18 protein-coding genes are annotated in these 18411 nt (G+C 50.8%); all 18 read left to right on the forward strand.

Annotated features, from left to right (window positions below; genetic code table 11):
* Positions 1 to 26 precede the first annotated feature (26 nt).
* The gene (rplL, locus tag Q9O24_11855) at positions 27 to 398 is read left to right on the forward strand and encodes a 50S ribosomal protein L7/L12 (protein ID MDQ7075814.1); all 372 of its coding nucleotides are present in this window, start codon (positions 27 to 29) and stop codon (positions 396 to 398) included.
* A 140-nt stretch (positions 399 to 538) separates the two neighbouring features.
* Positions 539 to 4618, forward strand: a complete 4080-nt coding sequence (rpoB, locus tag Q9O24_11860; GenBank protein MDQ7075815.1) for a DNA-directed RNA polymerase subunit beta — start codon at positions 539 to 541, stop codon at positions 4616 to 4618.
* Between the two features lie 33 nt (positions 4619 to 4651).
* Positions 4652 to 8869 carry a DNA-directed RNA polymerase subunit beta' gene (rpoC, locus tag Q9O24_11865; GenBank protein MDQ7075816.1) on the forward strand — a complete coding sequence of 1406 codons (4218 nt, stop codon included), beginning with the start codon at positions 4652 to 4654 and terminating at the stop codon, positions 8867 to 8869.
* A 219-nt stretch (positions 8870 to 9088) separates the two neighbouring features.
* The gene (gene rpsL / locus Q9O24_11870; protein ID MDQ7075817.1) at positions 9089 to 9463 is read left to right on the forward strand and encodes a 30S ribosomal protein S12; all 375 of its coding nucleotides are present in this window, start codon (positions 9089 to 9091) and stop codon (positions 9461 to 9463) included.
* Between the two features lie 12 nt (positions 9464 to 9475).
* The gene (gene rpsG, locus Q9O24_11875; protein ID MDQ7075818.1) at positions 9476 to 9946 is read left to right on the forward strand and encodes a 30S ribosomal protein S7; all 471 of its coding nucleotides are present in this window, start codon (positions 9476 to 9478) and stop codon (positions 9944 to 9946) included.
* 15 nt (positions 9947 to 9961) lie between these two features.
* Positions 9962 to 12061, forward strand: a complete 2100-nt coding sequence (gene fusA, locus Q9O24_11880; protein ID MDQ7075819.1) for an elongation factor G — start codon at positions 9962 to 9964, stop codon at positions 12059 to 12061.
* A 36-nt stretch (positions 12062 to 12097) separates the two neighbouring features.
* Positions 12098 to 13288 carry an elongation factor Tu gene (gene tuf, locus Q9O24_11885; protein MDQ7075820.1) on the forward strand — a complete coding sequence of 397 codons (1191 nt, stop codon included), beginning with the start codon at positions 12098 to 12100 and terminating at the stop codon, positions 13286 to 13288.
* A 12-nt stretch (positions 13289 to 13300) separates the two neighbouring features.
* Positions 13301 to 13618 (forward strand): 30S ribosomal protein S10, encoded by a 318-nt coding sequence (gene rpsJ, locus Q9O24_11890; protein ID MDQ7075821.1) that lies wholly within the window; start codon positions 13301 to 13303, stop codon positions 13616 to 13618.
* 173 nt (positions 13619 to 13791) lie between these two features.
* Complete coding sequence (gene rplC / locus Q9O24_11895; GenBank protein MDQ7075822.1) at positions 13792 to 14436, forward strand: 50S ribosomal protein L3; 645 nt, start codon at positions 13792 to 13794, stop codon at positions 14434 to 14436.
* A 9-nt stretch (positions 14437 to 14445) separates the two neighbouring features.
* A complete protein-coding gene (rplD, locus tag Q9O24_11900) occupies positions 14446 to 15048 on the forward strand; it encodes a 50S ribosomal protein L4 (GenBank protein MDQ7075823.1) in 603 nt (200 codons plus the stop codon).
* Positions 15045 to 15344, forward strand: a complete 300-nt coding sequence (gene rplW, locus Q9O24_11905; GenBank protein ID MDQ7075824.1) for a 50S ribosomal protein L23 — start codon at positions 15045 to 15047, stop codon at positions 15342 to 15344. The genes rplD and rplW overlap by 4 nt, the downstream gene beginning before the upstream one ends.
* Before the next feature lie 6 nt (positions 15345 to 15350).
* On the forward strand, positions 15351 to 16178 hold the full coding sequence (gene rplB / locus Q9O24_11910; GenBank protein MDQ7075825.1) for a 50S ribosomal protein L2: 828 nt from the start codon (positions 15351 to 15353) through the stop codon (positions 16176 to 16178).
* Between the two features lie 12 nt (positions 16179 to 16190).
* Entirely contained in the window at positions 16191 to 16466 is a 276-nt protein-coding gene (gene rpsS, locus Q9O24_11915; GenBank protein MDQ7075826.1) for a 30S ribosomal protein S19, read from the forward strand.
* A gap of 11 nt (positions 16467 to 16477) precedes the next feature.
* Positions 16478 to 16807, forward strand: a complete 330-nt coding sequence (rplV, locus tag Q9O24_11920) for a 50S ribosomal protein L22 (protein MDQ7075827.1) — start codon at positions 16478 to 16480, stop codon at positions 16805 to 16807.
* Positions 16808 to 16824: 17 nt separating this feature from the next.
* Positions 16825 to 17511 (forward strand): 30S ribosomal protein S3, encoded by a 687-nt coding sequence (gene rpsC, locus Q9O24_11925; GenBank protein ID MDQ7075828.1) that lies wholly within the window; start codon positions 16825 to 16827, stop codon positions 17509 to 17511.
* Positions 17512 to 17525: 14 nt separating this feature from the next.
* Positions 17526 to 17939, forward strand: a complete 414-nt coding sequence (rplP, locus tag Q9O24_11930) for a 50S ribosomal protein L16 (protein ID MDQ7075829.1) — start codon at positions 17526 to 17528, stop codon at positions 17937 to 17939.
* Positions 17939 to 18142 carry a 50S ribosomal protein L29 gene (gene rpmC, locus Q9O24_11935; GenBank protein MDQ7075830.1) on the forward strand — a complete coding sequence of 68 codons (204 nt, stop codon included), beginning with the start codon at positions 17939 to 17941 and terminating at the stop codon, positions 18140 to 18142. The genes rplP and rpmC overlap by 1 nt, the downstream gene beginning before the upstream one ends.
* The gene (gene rpsQ, locus Q9O24_11940; protein MDQ7075831.1) at positions 18139 to 18399 is read left to right on the forward strand and encodes a 30S ribosomal protein S17; all 261 of its coding nucleotides are present in this window, start codon (positions 18139 to 18141) and stop codon (positions 18397 to 18399) included. Before rpmC ends, rpsQ begins: the two co-directional genes overlap by 4 nt.
* Positions 18400 to 18411: the final 12 nt, after the last annotated feature.

Here is an 18411-nt window from a genome sequence, read left to right on the forward strand (position 1 = left end):
ACGATTACAACTTTGAGGAGGCTATGATGGCCGTTTCTAAAGAAGACATTCTGGATACTATTTCCAACATGACCGTAATGGAAGTCGTTGACTTGATTTCCGCTATGGAAGAAAAATTTGGTGTGACCGCAGCGACTGCGGTTGCAGCTGCTCCGGCAGCTGCTGAAGGGGCTGAGGCCGCTGAACAGACTGAATTTGATGTGATTTTGACAAGCTTTGGTTCTAACAAAGTCTCTGTCATTAAAGCGGTGCGTGCAATCACGGGTCTTGGCTTGAAAGAAGCCAAAGGCGTTGTTGAAAGTGCGCCTGCTCCTCTGAAAGAAGCTGTTTCTAAAGACGAAGCTGAAGACGTCAAGAAGCAGTTGGAAGAGGCAGGTGCTAGCGTCGAAATCAAATAACGACGGTATCGCACTGGTCTTTGCTGACCGAGGTAAGGCCGACGACACGTTTGTGTCGCCGGCCTTTGCCTGCTTATAGCAATTGTTTTTTATTATGTTTATCCCGGTAGCTGCTTTAGTTTGAGCGAAGAGGAATCTCGATGGCCTATTCTTTTACAGAAAAGAAACGTATCCGCAAGGATTTTGGAAAGCGTCCTTCCATGTTGGAAGCGCCTTATTTGCTGCAAACCCAGTTGGACTCCTATCGCAATTTTCTGCAATTGGATAAAAAACCAGAGCAGCGTCAGGATGTGGGCTTGCACGGTGCGTTCAACTCCGTGCTGCCAATTATCAGTTATTCCGGCAATGTGGAGCTGCAATACGTCAGTTATCGCTTAGGCCGTCCGGCGTTTGATGAACGTGAATGTCGTCAACGGGGCATGACTTACGCGGCTCCTCTGCGGGTGTTGGTGCGTTTGGTTATTTTTGATAAAAGCGCACCTGCCAGCAGCAAAGTCGTCAAGGACATTAAGGAGCAAGAGGTTTATATGGGCGAATTGCCGCTCATGACCCAAAACGGTGCTTTTATTATCAATGGTACTGAACGAGTTATTGTTTCGCAATTGCATCGCTCTCCTGGGGTCTTTTTTGATCACGATAAAGGTAAAACTCACTCTTCGGGTAAGTTGCTCTTCTCTGCGCGGGTGATTCCTTACCGTGGTTCTTGGCTTGATTTTGAATTTGATCCCAAAGATTGCATCTACACTCGCATTGATCGTCGCCGCAAATTGCCTGCAACGGTGTTGTTGCGGGCGTTGGGTTACGGCACTCAAGAAATTTTGGATATTTTCTTTGAGACCAATACATTCCATTTCCACGGTGAAACTGCGGAATTGGAGTTGGTGCCAGAGCGGCTGCGCGGTGAAACAGCACTGTTTGATATCAAGGTTGGTGATGAGGTGCTGGTTGAGGCCGGTCGTCGCGTTACTGCTCGCCACACCAAAAAGTTAGAGCAGGCGGGGGTCACTAAGCTAGAAGTGCCAATGGATTATTTGGTCGGTAAAGTGATGGCGCACGAAGTGGTGGATTCCGCTACGGGTGAAGTGATTGCTAATGCTAACGATGAGCTGACCTTGGAGCTGTTGGAAAAGCTGTTTGAAGCGAATGTGAAAGATTGTCGAGTGCTTTACACTAATGACTTGGATCGTGGTGCGTATATTTCCAGCACTTTGGCCATCGACAGCAGCACCACCGCTCTGGAGGCGCAAGTCGAAATTTATCGCATGATGCGCCCAGGTGAGCCGCCCACCAAAGAAGCGACTCAAAACCTGTTTAATAACCTTTTCTTTACCAGTGATCGTTACGACCTCTCTGCCGTTGGGCGGATGAAGTTCAATCGTCGTGTGGGTCGTGAAGAACTGGAAGGCGAAGGCACACTGTCCAAAGAAGATATTTTGGAAGTGTTGAAAACCCTGATCGATATTCGTAACGGCAACGGCATTGTGGATGACATTGATCACTTGGGTAACCGTCGTATTCGCTGTGTCGGTGAAATGGCCGAGAACGTCTTCCGCGTTGGTTTGGTGCGCGTTGAGCGTGCCGTGCGTGAACGCCTCTCCATGGTGGAATCAGAAGGCTTGATGCCACAAGACATCATCAACGCCAAACCGGTTGCGGCGGCGGTGAAAGAGTTCTTTGGCTCATCCCAGTTGTCCCAATTTATGGATCAGAACAACCCCCTCTCTGAAGTGACGCACAAACGTCGTATTTCAGCACTGGGCCCGGGTGGGTTGACCCGTGAGCGTGCCGGTTTTGAGGTGCGTGATGTGCATCCGACTCACTATGGTCGTGTTTGCCCGATTGAGACCCCGGAGGGGCCGAACATCGGTTTGATCAATTCCTTGGCTATTTACGCTCGCACCAATCATTACGGTTTTCTTGAAACGCCGTACCGTAAAATCCGTGATGGTAAGTTGGTTGACGACATTGAGTACCTGTCCGCGATTGAAGAGGGCAATTACGTTATTGCTCAGGCCAACGCTTCCATTGATGAGAGCGGTGCGCTGACCGATGAACTGGTCTCTTGTCGGCATAAAAACGAATTTGCTCTTTCGACTCCCGATAAAGTGGAGTATATCGACGTTTCACCAAAACAGATTGTCTCTGTAGCAGCGTCCATGATTCCTTTCCTAGAGCACGATGATGCCAACCGTGCCTTGATGGGGTCTAACATGCAGCGCCAAGCGGTGCCTACTTTGCGGGCGCAAAAACCGCTCGTGGGTACAGGCATGGAGCGCAAAGTAGCGGTGGACTCCGGTGCCACGGTGGCGGCCAAACGCGGCGGTGTGGTGGATTCCGTTGATGCTGCGCGTGTTGTGGTGCGGGTCAATGACGATGAGGCCGGTGGTGAGGCGGGTGGGGTGGATATTTATAACTTCACCAAATACACCCGTTCAAATCAAAACACCTGCATCAATCAGCGCCCACTGGTTAAACCAGGCGATCTGATTGCTCGTGGTGATGTGTTGGCTGATGGCCCTTCCACCGATTTAGGTGAGTTGGCGCTGGGGCAGAACATGCTCGTCGCCTTTATGCCTTGGAACGGCTACAACTTCGAAGATTCGATTTTGATTTCAGAGCGCGTGGTGCAAGAAGACCGTTTCACCACCATTCATATCGAAGAGCTGAGCTGTGTGGCGCGTGATACCAAGCTGGGGCCAGAAGAGGTCACTGCTGATATTCCCAATGTAAATGAATCGCTGCTCTCCAAGCTGGATGAAACAGGGGTTGTTTTTGTCGGTGCTGAAGTGAAACCGGGTGACATCTTGGTGGGTAAAGTAACCCCAAAAGGTGAGACTCAGTTGATTCCAGAAGAGAAATTGCTGCGCGCCATCTTTGGTGAGAAAGCCTCTGATGTGAAGGACACCTCGTTGCGTGTGCCTTCCGGTATGGACGGTACCGTGATTGATGTGCGTGTGTTCACCCGCGATGGGGTGGAAAAAGACGCGCGGGCACTCTCTATTGAGAAAGACGAATTGAAACAAGCGCGTAAGGATCTTGAAGATCAGATGCGCATCGTTGAGCACGACATCTACGCTCGTGCAGAAAAAATTCTGCTGGGTCAAGTGTCCGACAAAGGGCCGAACAATTTGGCCAAAGGTGCTGAAGTCACTTCTGAGTATCTGGCCAGCGTTGAACAGGCCGCTTGGTTGGGCATTACTCTGCGGGACGACGCTGCCAGTAGCGCGCTGGAAGAGATTGCCGCGCAGTTGCAGATGCAGCGTGAGATGGTGGAGGCGAAGTACAAAGAGCAGAAAACGAAAATCACCCAAGGTGATGATCTCGCTCCAGGTGTGCTGAAGATGGTCAAGGTCTACTTGGCTGTTAAGCGCCGTCTGCAACCAGGCGATAAAATGGCCGGTCGACACGGTAATAAAGGTGTGATCTCGATGATCAAACCGGTGGAAGACATGCCTTACACTGAAGACGGCAACCCCGTTGATATCGTCTTGAACCCACTGGGTGTTCCGTCACGGATGAATGTCGGACAAATTCTGGAAACGCATTTGGGTTGGGCAGCAAAAGGCATTGGCAAGCGGATCGGTAAAATGCTGGATCAACAGCGTGAAATGGGTGAACTGCGTGAATTCTTAGGCAAAGTCTATAACCACGACGATCGTCCTCGCGAAGACTTGGATTCTTTCAGTGACGCTGAGATTAAAGAGCTGGCGGGCAATCTGCGCGAAGGTGTGCCGATGGCAACACCGGTCTTTGATGGTGCCGCCGAGTCTGAGATTCGTCAAATGCTGACCTTAGCGGAACTACCAGAGTCGGGTCAAACGACCTTGTATGATGGTCGTACTGGCGATGCGTTTGATCGTCAGGTGACCGTGGGTTACATGTACGTGATCAAATTGAATCACTTGGTGGACGACAAAATGCACGCCCGTTCAACAGGGCCGTACAGCTTGGTTACTCAGCAGCCGCTGGGGGGTAAAGCGCAGTTCGGTGGTCAGCGCTTTGGTGAGATGGAGGTCTGGGCGCTGGAAGCGTACGGGGCTGCTTACACCTTGCAAGAGATGTTGACGGTGAAGTCCGATGATGTGAATGGTCGTAACAAAATGTACAAAAACATTGTGGACGGCGATCACCGTATGGAAGCAGGTATGCCGGAGTCTTTCAACGTACTGCTGAAAGAGATTCGTTCGCTGGGTATTAACATCGAATTGGAACAGGACTGAGTTTCGTCACTGGACTGAATCGTAGGAGAGAACATGAAAGACTTACTGAACTTGCTCAAACAGCAGGGACCGTCGGATGACTTTGATGGCATCCGCATCACTTTGGCATCGCCGGACATTATTCGTTCATGGTCTTACGGGGAAGTTAAAAAACCCGAGACCATCAATTACCGAACCTTTAAGCCGGAACGGGATGGCCTGTTCTGCGCCAAAATTTTTGGCCCGATCAAAGATTACGAATGCCTCTGTGGTAAATACAAGCGTCTCAAGCATCGCGGTGTGGTGTGTGAGAAGTGTGGTGTTGAAGTTACTCTGACCAAAGTGCGTCGTGACCGTATGGGTCACATCGATTTGGCCAGCCCTGTGGCGCACATTTGGTTTTTGAAATCACTGCCTTCTCGTATTGGTTTGTTGCTCGATATGACCTTGAGGGAAGTGGAGCGCATTCTCTACTTTGAAGCCTTTGTGGTGGTTGATCCCGGCATGACCGAGATGGAAACCGGCCAGCTGCTCAACGATGAGCAGTATCTGGAAGCCATTGAGGAGCATGGCAACGATTTTGATGCGCGTATGGGTGCCGAAGCGGTACACGACCTGCTCAAACACGTTGACCTCAACAGCGACGCGCGTCAGCTGCGTGAAGAGATCGATGCGACAGGTTCTGAAACCAAGCTGAAACGCTTGACCAAACGCTTGAAACTGGTGGAGTCGTTCTTGGCTTCGGGTAATAACCCTGAATGGATGGTGATGACCGTTTTACCGGTTTTGCCACCGGATCTGCGCCCACTGGTGCCATTGGATGGCGGTCGTTTTGCCACCTCCGATCTGAACGATCTGTATCGTCGAGTGATCAATCGTAACAACCGTTTGCGTCGTTTGCTTGAGTTGAATGCACCGGACATTATCGTGCGTAACGAAAAACGCATGTTGCAAGAGTCCGTTGATGCGCTGCTCGATAACGGTCGTCGTGGTCGTGCCATTACCGGCAGCAACAAACGTCCGCTGAAATCGTTGGCTGACATGATCAAAGGTAAGCAGGGTCGTTTCCGGCAGAACTTGCTCGGTAAACGGGTTGATTATTCCGGTCGTTCGGTGATCGTGGTGGGGCCAACTTTGCGCTTGCATCAGTGTGGTTTGCCGAAAAAGATGGCTTTGGAGCTGTTTAAGCCTTTTATCTTCAGCAAATTGCAGCTGCGTGGTTTGGCGACCACCATCAAAGCGGCGAAAAAATTGGTGGATAAAGAGGGCGCTGAGGTTTGGGATATTCTCGAAGACGTGATTCGTGAACATCCGGTGATGCTCAACCGCGCACCGACCTTGCACAGGTTGGGTATTCAAGCCTTTGAGCCGCAATTGATTGAGGGTAAAGCGATTCAGCTGCATCCTTTGGTTTGTGCGGCTTTCAACGCCGATTTTGATGGCGATCAAATGGCGGTGCATGTGCCGCTCTCTATTGAAGCGCAGCTTGAAGCTCGTGCCTTGATGATGTCCACCAACAACATCCTCTCGCCCGCCAACGGTGAACCGATCATTGTGCCGTCGCAAGACATTGTCTTGGGTCTTTATTACATCACCCGTGAGCGTATTAATGCTAAGGGTGAAGGCATGATGTTCGCCGATGTAGCCGAAGCACTGCGTGCCTACGGCACCGGTGCGGTACACATTCAGGCGCAGGTCGAAGTGCGTATTATGGATCATGCGGTGGACGACGATGGCAACTGGATTAGAACCCGTCGCCGCGTTAAAACAACCATTGGCCGTGCCATTCTTTCTGAGATTTTGCCGCTGGGTTTGGCGTTTGATATTGTCGATCGTGATCTGACCAAAAAGGCGATCTCAAATTTGATCAACGCCTGTTATCGTCAGGTGGGTCTGAAAGAGACGGTGATTTTTGCCGATCAGCTGATGTACACCGGTTTCAAATACGCCACTTTGGCGGGTGTTTCCATCGGCATCGAAGATATGATTGTGCCAGAGAGCAAAGTCGATATCATTGCCGCTGCTGAGGTGGAAGTAAAAGAGATTCAATCACAATACGCTTCGGGTCTGGTGACCGACGGTGAGCGTTACAACAAGGTGGTGGACATCTGGTCACATGCTAACGATCAAGTGGCTCAAGCGATGATGGATCGTTTGGGTTCGGAAGATGTGGTGAATCGTGATGGTGAAACGGTCAAACAGACTTCGTTTAACTCCATTTATATGATGGCCGATTCAGGTGCTCGTGGCTCCGCCGCGCAGATTCGCCAACTGGCAGGAATGCGGGGTTTGATGGCCAAGCCTGACGGTTCGATCATCGAAACGCCCATTACAGCTAACTTCCGTGAAGGCTTAAATGTCCTGCAATACTTCATCTCCACTCACGGTGCGCGGAAAGGCTTGGCTGATACCGCGCTGAAAACCGCTAACTCCGGTTACTTGACTCGTCGTCTGGTGGATGTGGGTCAAGATCTGGTGGTGACCGAAGTGGATTGTGGCACCCAAAATGGGGTCACCATGACCCCTGTGATTGAAGGCGGGGATGTGGTTGAAGCCCTTGGGGTGCGTGTTTTGGGTCGGGTGACGGCGGAAAACATCTATAAATCCGACAGCGATGAAGTGCTGATCGAAGCCGGTACCTTCCTAGATGAGGCGTGGATTGAGCGTCTGGAAGAGTTGGGCATTGATGAGATTTTGGTGCGCTCAGCCATGACCTGTGAGACTCGTTACGGGGTCTGCTCTAACTGTTACGGTCGTGACTTGGCGCGTGGCCATTTGATTAACATTGGTGAAGCGGTGGGGGTCGTGGCAGCACAGTCTATCGGTGAGCCAGGCACTCAGTTGACCATGCGTACCTTCCATATTGGGGGGGCTGCGAGTCGTTCTGTGGCCGCCAACAGCGTTGATATTAAGAGTGATGGCCAAGTTCGTTTCCATAACATCAAAGTGGTGGAGAATAAAGCCGGTAACTATGTGGCGGTCTCTCGTTCTGGTGAGATTGGTTTGATTGACGATAACGGCCGTGAACGTGAGCGCTACAAGGTGCCTTACGGTGCGGTGATCACCGTTGCCGACGGTTCACCTGCAAAAGCGGGTCAAGTGTTGGCTACGTGGGATCCCCATACTCACCCTGTGATCACCGAGGTGGAGGGTATCGTCCAATTTAGTGATTTTGTTCAAGGTGTGACCGTAGAGATGCAGACCGATGACATTACCGGTTTGTCGTCGATGGTGATCACCGATCCTAAACAACGTGGCAGTATGGGCAAAGACATGCGTCCGATGGTCAAGCTGTTGGATGAAAAGGGCGACGATCTCTATATCGCGGGCAGTGAGATTCCTGCTCATTATTATTTGCCGCAAGGCGCGATCATTAACCTTTCGGATGGCGCGAAGGTGGAAGTGGGTGATGTTGTTGCTCGTATTCCACAAGCGTCTTCTAAGACCCGTGACATTACCGGTGGTCTGCCACGGGTGGCGGATCTGTTTGAAGCGCGTAAGCCGAAAGAGCCTGCTATTCTGGCTGAGAAGACCGGTATCATCGGTTTTGGTAAGGAAACCAAGGGCAAGCAGCGTTTGGTGATTACCGAAGAGAGCGGTGAGCGCTACGAAGAGCTGATTCCTAAGTGGCGTAACGTCAATATCTTTGAAGGTGAGCAGGTGGAGCGAGGGGAGATGGTCGCCGATGGCGAACCCAATCCTCATGATATCTTGCGCCTTCTGGGTGTGAAAGCGTTGGCTGCCTACATGGTGAAAGAGATTCAAGACGTTTATCGTCTGCAAGGCGTGGGCATCAATGACAAACACATCGAAGTGATTGTGCGTCAGATGCTGCGTAAAATTGAAATCACCAGCCCAGGCGACAGCTTGATGCTGAAAGGTGAGCAGTTAGAAAAATCTCATGTTCTGGATATCAACGAGACCTTACTGAAAGAGGGTAAGTTGCCCGCCACCTATGAAAACATCTTGCTGGGTATTACCAAGGCCTCTTTGGTGACCGAGTCCTTTATTTCTGCCGCCTCTTTCCAAGAGACCACGCGTGTTTTGACAGAGTCCTCTGTGCGGGGTGCTAAGGATAGCTTGCGTGGTCTGAAAGAGAACGTTATTGTCGGGCGCTTGATTCCAGCTGGAACGGGTTTGGCTTATCATGCTGAGCGCCTGAAAAAACGTCAAAAATTGACGGTCAGTGAGACTTTTGGCTTAGATAAGCCGGAAGTAACACCGACTGAAGAGCCGTTAATGCCTGTGGAAGGTTCGCAGGATTCGGTGTAAATGTGCTTGACAGAGCACAGATGCTTGACAGGGGGCGAACAGCTCCCTAAAATTGCGCCTCTTTTGCAGCAGAGCTGATTTTTCAGCTCTGCTGCCTATTTTGTGCGTCGAATAAATCAGACGATGTTCTACGGGTCGGTAGGCGTTGTTTATACGACCGTTGCGTTGCGGATAGTACCGCTGCTCATCCGGTCACGGTAACGGTTGGAGAAGCTTTTTATGACAACGATTAACCAGCTGGTGCGTAACCCGCGCAAGCGCAAGACTGTTAAAAGTAATGTTCCTGCGTTGGAGGCTTGCCCTCAACGACGTGGTGTGTGTACTCGTGTTTATACCACGACCCCGAAAAAACCAAACTCAGCCATGCGTAAAGTGGCTCGTGTGCGTTTGACGAACGGGTTTGAAGTGACCTCCTACATTGGTGGTGAAGGTCATAACTTGCAAGAGCATAACGTGGTGTTGATCCGCGGTGGTCGTGTGAAAGATTTGCCTGGTGTTCGTTATCACACCGTTCGCGGTAGCTTGGACACCCAGGGTGTTGACGGTCGTCGTCAAGCACGTTCCAAGTACGGCACCAAGCGTCCGAAGAAATAAGGGTTTATTGAGATGTCCAGAAGAAGAGAGATAACAAAACGCCAAGTACTGCCCGATCCTAAGTTCGGCAGTGAGCGTCTGACCAAGTTCGTCAACATGATCATGCAGAGCGGTAAAAAATCCGTTGCTGAACGTATTATGTACGGCGCGTTGGATGTGGTTGTTGAAAAAGGCAAAGGCGATGCGTTAGAGGTGCTGGAGACAGCACTGACCAACGTCAGTCCTGCGGTAGAAGTGAAGTCACGTCGTGTCGGTGGCGCTACCTACCAAGTGCCGGTTGAAGTGCGTCCTGTGCGTCGCAGTGCTCTGGCCATGCGTTGGATCATTGATGCTGCGCGCAAACGCGGTGAAAAATCAATGACCCGCAAATTGGCAGGTGAGTTGATGGATGCGGCTGAAAAACGCGGTTCTGCGGTTAAGAAACGTGAAGATACTCACCGTATGGCTGAAGCGAACAAGGCGTTTGCACACTACCGCTGGTAGTGTGAGTCAGTCTCCGTGGCACGCACAACTCCTATTGAGCGTTATCGTAATGTCGGCATCATGGCACATATTGATGCGGGCAAAACGACTACCACGGAACGAATTCTGTATTACACCGGTGTTTCTCATAAGATCGGTGAGGTGCATGACGGCGCTGCCACCATGGACTGGATGGAGCAGGAGCAAGAGCGAGGTATTACCATTACCTCTGCGGCTACCACCTGTTTTTGGTCTGGTATGGGGCAGCAGTACCCTCAGCATCGAATTAATATCATTGATACCCCTGGGCATGTGGATTTCACCATTGAGGTGGAGCGTTCCCTGCGGGTTTTGGATGGCGCGGTAGCGGTTTTTTGTGCTGTGGGTGGTGTTGAACCACAATCTGAGACGGTCTGGCGGCAAGCGGATAAATACCGTGTGCCGCGTTTGGCGTTTGTCAACAAGATGGATCGTACCGGTGCAGATTTTCTGCGCGTGGTGGATCAGATTGAGAGTCGTCTCGGTGCCACCCCAGTGGTGATTCAACTGCCTATTGGCAGTGAAGAGTCTTTTGTCGGTGTGATTGATTTGGTCTCAATGCAGGCCATTTATTGGGATGATGAATCTCAAGGCATGCAGTACAAGTCTGCTGATATTCCTGCTGAGTATCTGGATGACGCGCAGCAGTGGCGTGAAACCATGTTGGAGTCGGCGGCGGAAGCCAACGAAGAGCTGATGGATCGTTATTTAGAAGAGGGTGATCTCTCCTCTGTTGACGTCTATTTGGGTCTGCGTCTGCGTACCTTGGCCAATGAGATTGTGCCGATGCTGTCGGGTTCGGCCTTTAAAAATAAAGGCGTGCAAGCGGTGCTGGATGCGGTCATTGAGCTGCTGCCGTCGCCCTTGGATGTCCCCGCAATTATGGGTTATGCCGAAGCCTCAGATGAAAAAGAGGTGGAGCGTCATCCTCGGGATGATGAGCCATTTTCAGCCTTGGCGTTTAAAATTGCCACAGATCCTTATGTGGGTAGCCTGACTTTTTTCCGTGTTTATTCGGGCGTGCTCGAGGCGGGCAAAGTGGTTTACAACCCGCGTCGTGGTCGCCGTGAGCGCGTTGGGCGCATTTTGCAGATGCACGCCAACGCTCGTGAAGAGGTTAAGTTGGTGCGTACCGGTGACATTGCGGCGGCGGTTGGGCTAAAAGAGATGGTGACCGGTGACACCTTGTGTGATCAGGCGCACCCGCTGACTTTGGAGAAGATGATCTTTCCGGAGCCGGTAATCTCCGTAGCAGTAGAGCCGCGCAGTTTGGCGGATCAAGAGAAGATGGATCTGGCGTTGGCCAAGTTGGCGCAAGAAGACCCCTCTTTTCGGGTGCGTACCGATGAAGAGTCAGGTCAAATCTTGATCTCTGGTATGGGTGAGCTGCATCTGGACATCATTGTTGATCGGATGCGCCGCGAATTTGCAGTGCAGGCCAATGTGGGTAAACCACAAGTTTCTTACCGTGAAAGCATTGCGGTGGCCGCTGAAGCAGAGTCTAAATTTGAGCGTGAGTTGGCTGGGCGCGGGCAGTACGCTCACGTCTGTTTGCGTTTGCAGCCCGCAGAGCGTGGTTCTGGTTACCAGTTTGAGAGCACGATTGCGGACAGTTTGGTGCCGAAAGAATACGTTACGGCGGTGGATAAAGGCATTCAGGATCAGATGAAAGGCGGTGTGTTGGCCGGTTATCCGATGGTGGATATCAAGGTGACCCTTTATGACGGTTCTTATCATGAAGTAGACTCCAACGAGATGGCCTTCCAGATTGCCGCTTCAATGGCTTTTCGTGAAGCCGCTTTGGCGGCCAAGCCCTCTTTATTAGAGCCAATGATGAAGGTTGAAGTGGTCACGCCGGAAGAGTACATGGGCGATGTGATGGGTGATCTGAATCGTCGCCGTGGTTTGGTTCAGGGCATGGATGATGCCCCAGCCGGTAAAGTAGTGAAGGCTGGAGTGCCTTTGGCTGAGATGTTTGGTTATTCCACAGATTTGCGTTCAGCAACGCAAGGAAGAGCCACTTATTCGATGGAATTTGAAAAGTATGCTGTGGCCTCTTCAAAGGTGGCGGCAGCGATAATTAATAGAACGTCCTGAGTGATTTTTTACGTTATTTGATGAGGTAGCAGAACCGTGTCTAAGGAAAAGTTTGAACGTACAAAGCCGCATGTGAATGTGGGAACCATCGGTCACGTTGATCATGGCAAAACCACACTGACCGCTGCGTTGACAAAAGTGGGTGCGGAAGCGATGGGTGGCGAATTCAAAGACTACGGTGATATTGATAATGCACCGGAAGAGCGCGAGCGTGGTATTACCATCGCGACGGCTCACGTCGAATATGAAACCGAAAATCGTCACTACGCTCACGTTGATTGCCCAGGCCATGCTGATTATGTGAAAAACATGATCACCGGTGCGGCGCAGATGGATGGCGCGATTCTGGTTTGTTCTGCTGCGGATGGTCCCATGCCTCAAACCCGCGAACACATCTTGTTGGCGCGTCAGGTTGGCGTACCGTACATCGTTGTTTACATGAACAAAGCGGACATGGTTGACGACGACGAGCTGCTTGAGCTGGTTGAAATGGAAATCCGCGAGTTGTTGGATTTGTATGATTTCCCAGGTGACGATACCCCCATCGTTATTGGTTCTGCGTTGAAAGCGTTGGAAGGCGACAACAGCGAGATTGGTACCCCCTCCATCGTTAAATTGATGGAGTATCTGGACAGCTACATTCCAATGCCTGAGCGTGCCATTGATCTGCCGTTCTTGATGCCCATTGAAGATGTGTTCTCCATCTCCGGTCGTGGCACCGTGGTTACCGGTCGCATCGAACGCGGCGTGGTCAATGTCGGTGAAGAAGTTGAAATTGTCGGCATCAAAGATACGGTCAAAACCACCTGTACGGGTGTTGAGATGTTCCGTAAGTTGCTGGATCGTGGCGAAGCAGGCGACAACGTCGGTGTGCTGCTGCGTGGCGTGAAGCGTGAAGACGTGGAGCGTGGTCAAGTTCTGTGTAAAGCAGGCAGCATCAACCCACACACCAAATTTGAAGCGGAAGTGTACATTTTGTCAAAAGATGAGGGCGGTCGACACACCCCATTTTTTGACGGCTACCGTCCGCAGTTCTATTTCCGTACCACCGACATCACCGGTGCCTGTGATCTTCCCGAAGGGATTGAGATGGTCATGCCAGGTGATAACGTGAAGATGGTCGTTACTTTGATCGCACCGATTGCGATGGAAGACGGCTTGCGCTTCGCGATTCGTGAAGGTGGACGTACCGTTGGCGCGGGTGTCGTCGCCAAAATCTTTGAGTAATTGGTGACCCTTATGAGCAAAGAAACACAAACAATTCGCATCTCCTTGAAAGCCTTCGATCATCGTCTGTTGGATCGTTCGGCGCAGGAAATTTTAGAAACCGCTAAGCGCACAGGCGCACGAGTGCAAGGGCCAATTCCTCTGCCCACTCGTAAAGAGCGTTTTACCATTTTGATCTCGCCTCACGTTAATAAAGATGCGCGTGATCAGTACGAAATCCGTACTCACAAGCGTTTGATGGACATTGTGGAGCCAACAGACAAGACTGTTGATGCGCTTATGAAGCTTGATTTGGCTGCCGGTGTTGATGTGCAGATCAAATTGAACTAGGCGTTTTCGGTTGTCAGTGATGTTTGGGCTTTACCCCTTTAAACATCACTGTTATAATCGCGCTCCTTTCTGACCCAGAGCAGGATTTATCTTGTCTCTGGGTCTTGTTTATTGGCAATTAGTGAAACGGCATCGGTCAATCGAAATCGATGTGCTGCACGAAGGAATAACTCATGGCAATTGGTGTTATCGGGCGTAAAGCTGGGATGACTCGCCTCTTTACCGACGACGGTGTTTCGATACCGGTGACGGTGGTTGAGGTTGATCCCAATCGCATTACTCAAGTTCGCAGTAATGAGGTTGATGGCTATCGCGCCTTACAGGTGACGGTAGGTTCACGTAAAGTCTCGCGCCTGACAAAGGCGGCGGTAGGTCACTTCGCAAAAGCGGGTGTGGAAGCCGGTCGAGGTTTGTGGGAGTTCCGTTTGGCTGACGGTGAAGGCGAAGATTTGACCCTTGGTGGTCAAATTGACGTCAGCATGTTCGCAGACGGTCAGAAGGTGGACGTTTCTGGTATCACCATCGGTAAAGGTTTTGCGGGCGCGGTGAAGCGTCACAATTTCCAAATGCAAGATGCAACGCACGGTAACTCTGTGTCGCATCGTGCGCCCGGTTCCATCGGTCAAAACCAAACCCCGGGTCGTGTCTTTAAAGGCAAACGCATGGCAGGTCACATGGGCAGTGTTCGTCGCACCATTCAAAACCTGCAAGTGGTTCGTGTTGATGCGGAAAGAAACCTGTTGTTGATCAAGGGTTCTGTTCCTGGCTCCAAGAACGGTGACGTTATCGTGCGGCCTGCTGTTAAGAGCAAGGCATAAGGGGAGATAATGGAACTCAAAATAGAAAATGGTGCAACCATTGAGCTGAGTGATGTGGCTTTTGGTGGCGACTATAACGAAGCTCTGGTTCATCAGGTGTTGACCGCGTATTTGGCTGCGGCTCGCAGTGGTACCAAGGCACAGAAAAACCGTTCTGCTGTCAGTGGTGGCGGAGCAAAGCCCTGGCGTCAAAAAGGCACCGGTCGAGCTCGTGCAGGTACCTCTCGTAGCCCGTTGTGGCGTTCAGGTGGGGTGACTTTTGCAGCCCAGCCGCGCAACTATGAGCAGAAAGTAAACAAAAAAATGTATCGCGGTGCGATGCGTTCTATTTTCTCTGAACTGCTGCGTCAAGAGCGTTTGGTGTTGGTTGAAAGCCTCTCTTTAGAAGCGCCCAAGACTCGCATGTTGGCGGCTAGGTTGAAAGAATTGAATGCCAGCCAGGCGTTGATTGTCGCTGATGAAGTGGACGAAAACCTCTATCTGGCCTCGCGCAACTTGCCTCATGTACATGTGGTTGATGCCACAGCAGTCGAGCCGACCAGTTTGATCGGTTTTGACAAGGTGGTGGTCACCGTTGCAGCGATGAAGCAAATTGAGGAGTGGTTGTCATGAATCAAGAGCGTCTGCTAAACGTCTTGTTGGCGCCTCATGTCTCTGAGAAGAGTGCCATGAATGCCGACGGCAGTAATCAACACACTTTTAAAGTGACTGTTGATGCCACCAAGCTCGAAGTGAAACGTGCAGTTGAAGACTTGTTTGAAGTTAAAGTCGTTTCGGTTCGTATGATGAATGTGAAAGGCAAAAACAAACGTTTTAGTCAGCGGTTGGGCTCACGTCCCAGCTGGAAAAAGGCGATGGTTCGCCTTGCTGACGGTCAAGATGTTGAATTTGCTGGCATGGGAGGGTAACGCGTCATGGCTCTGTTAAAAACCAAACCTACTTCTCCCGGTCGTCGCTTTGTTGTTAAGGTTGTTAATCCTGATCTTTATAAGGGTGAACCCCATCGCGCGCTGGTTGAAGGTAAAAATAAATCCGGCGGGCGTAACAACGCCGGTCGTATCACCACCCGCCATCGTGGCGGTGGTCACAAACAGCGTTATCGTATTATCGATTTCAAGCGCAACAAAGATGGTATTCCAGCTAAAGTGGAGCGGATTGAATACGATCCCAACCGCAGTGCGAACATTGCTTTATTGTTGTACGCAGACGGTGAACGTCGCTACATGATCGCGCCAAAAGGCGTGAAAGCCGGTGACTCACTGGTTTCTGGTCGTGAAGCTCCGATAAAATCCGGTAACTGTTTGCCGCTGAATAATATTCCTGTTGGTTCAACGGTGCATTGCATCGAAATGAAACCTGGCAAGGGTGCTCAAATTGCTCGCAGTGCTGGCACTTACGCGCAGTTGATTGCTCGTGAAGGTACCTACGCGACGTTGCGTTTGCGTTCCGGCGAGATGCGTAAAGTGTTGTCTGATTGTCGCGCCACCTTAGGTGAGGTCGGTAACGGTGAGCACAGTTTACGTAAGCTGGGTAAAGCTGGTGCTAAACGCTGGAAGGGTGTTCGTCCGACGGTTCGTGGTGTTGCCATGAACCCAGTGGATCATCCGCACGGTGGTGGTGAAGGTCGTACATCAGGTGGGCGTCATCCAGTGTCACCTTGGGGTATGCCAACGAAGGGTTATAAGACCCGTTCGAACAAGCGTACGGATAAACTCATTGTCCGTCGTCGTAATCGGAAATAAAAGGGGTCTTAAATGCCACGTTCGTTAAGAAAGGGGCCGTTTGTAGACGGTCACCTGGTGCGCAAAATTGAAAAAGCGCGCGAAACAAACAACAAGCGTCCAATTAAAACTTGGTCGCGTCGTTCCATGGTTATGCCTGAAATGGTGGGTTTCACCATCGCGGTACACAACGGTCGCCAACATGTTCCTGTTTTAATCAGTGAAAACATGGTGGGACATAAACTCGGTGAGTTTGCGTTGACACGTACCTATAAAGGGCATATCGCAGACAAGAAGTCGAAGAGATAGGGGTTGTCGTCATGCAGGTGAGTGCAAAATTAAGACATGCGCGCATTTCGCCCCAGAAAGTGCGTTTGGTTGCAGACCAAGTGCGCGGAATGGCGGCAGAACGTGCTTTAGAGTTGCTTTCTTTCAGCACGAAAAAAGCAGCGGTATTGATGAAAAAGTTGCTTGAGTCGGCAATCGCTAACGCAGAGCACAATGAAGGTGCTGATGTAGATGAGCTGAAAGTGGCCGTGGTTTTTGTTGATGAAGGCCCGATCTTTAAGCGTTTACGCGCACGTGCTAAGGGGCGTGCGAATCGCATCCTGAAGCGTACCAGTCACATTACCGTGACCGTAGCGGATTAATAAAAAGGCATTTAGCAATGGGTCAAAAAGTACATCCTATTGGAATTCGCCTCGGTATCTCAGCCGACTGGAATTCAACATGGTATGCGGGCGGTGCAGATTACGCCAAATTCCTCAATAATGATTTGGACGTGCGTGCGTTTCTGAAAAAGAAACTGGCGCATGCGTCGGTCAGCCGCATTCAAATCAGCCGTTTGGCAGCGTCGATTGTGGTTACCATCCACACCGCGCGCCCGGGTATCGTTATTGGTAAAAAAGGCGAAGACATCGAACGCTTGCGTCGCGATGTTGCGGGCATGACTGCGCTTAACATTAATAACGTTAAGATCAATATCTCCGAAATTCGCAAGCCTGAGCTGGATGCGTTGTTGGTTGCCGAAGGCGTTGCACAGCAGTTGGAGCGTCGTGTGATGTTCCGTCGTGCGATGAAGCGTGTGATCACCAACACCATGCGCCTTGGTGCACAAGGTGTGAAAATCAATGTCGCTGGTCGTTTGAATGGCGCTGAGATTGCGCGTCGCGAATGGTATCACGACGGCCGTGTGCCTCTGCATACTCTGCGGGCGGATATCGATTACGGTGTTGCTGAAGCTCATACCACCTACGGTGTGTTGGGTATCAAAGTTTGGATCTGCAAAGGTGAAGTGTTTGACTTCGAGCAGAAACGGGCGGCGAGCAGCAAAACGAAGTCTGCGGCCAAGTAAGAGGTTATTGAGTTATGTTGCAGCCAAAACGAACAAAATTTAGAAAACAGCAGAAAGGTCGCAATCGCGGTCTGGCTACTGTTGGTAACAAAGTAAGCTTCGGTGAGTATGGCCTTAAGGCGGTTGGACGTGGTAACATCACCGCCCGCCAAATTGAAGCGGCTCGTCGTGCTATGACGCGTCACATTAAGCGTGGCGGTCAAATTTGGATTCGGGTGTTTCCCGATACCCCCATTACCAAAAAGCCTATCGAGGTTCGCCAAGGTAAAGGTAAGGGTAATGTTGAATATTGGGTGGCAAAAGTTCGTCCCGGTTTCGTTCTTTATGAGATGGAAGGGGTGACTGAGGAAATTGCACGTCAGGCGTTTCGTCTGGCAGCAGCTAAATTGCCAATTCAAACCACATTTGTGAATCGGACGGTGATGTAATGAAGGTCAGCGAATTACGGGCAAAGTCCTCTGATGAGCTTAAAGAAGAGTTGATCTCTCTGTTACGTGAGCAATTTAATTTGCGTATGCAGAAGGGTGGCGGACAGATGCCGCGTCCCGATCAATTCCAGAAAGTTCGGAAAAGTATTGCCAGAGTGAAAACTCTGATTGGTGAAAAACGTACAACAGGTGTGGGTCAATGAGCGCTGATAGCAAATTGCACCGTACGCTTACCGGGCGTGTCGTAAGCGATAAGATGGAAAAAAGCGCTGTTGTGCTGATCGAGCGCACGGTGAAACATCCTGTTTACGGTAAGTTCATTAAGCGTTCGAACAAGTTCCATGTCCATGATGCTGATAATGAGTGTCAAACTGGTGATATGGTGATTATTGAAGAGTGTCGTCCAATGTCTAAAACCAAATCTTGGCGTTTGGTTAAAGTTTTGGTTAAGGCAAGTTAAACTGGCTTTTGA

It is taken from the genome of Gammaproteobacteria bacterium (assembly GCA_030949385.1).
In the GTDB taxonomy this organism is placed as follows: domain Bacteria; phylum Pseudomonadota; class Gammaproteobacteria; order JAUZRS01; family JAUZRS01; genus JAUZRS01.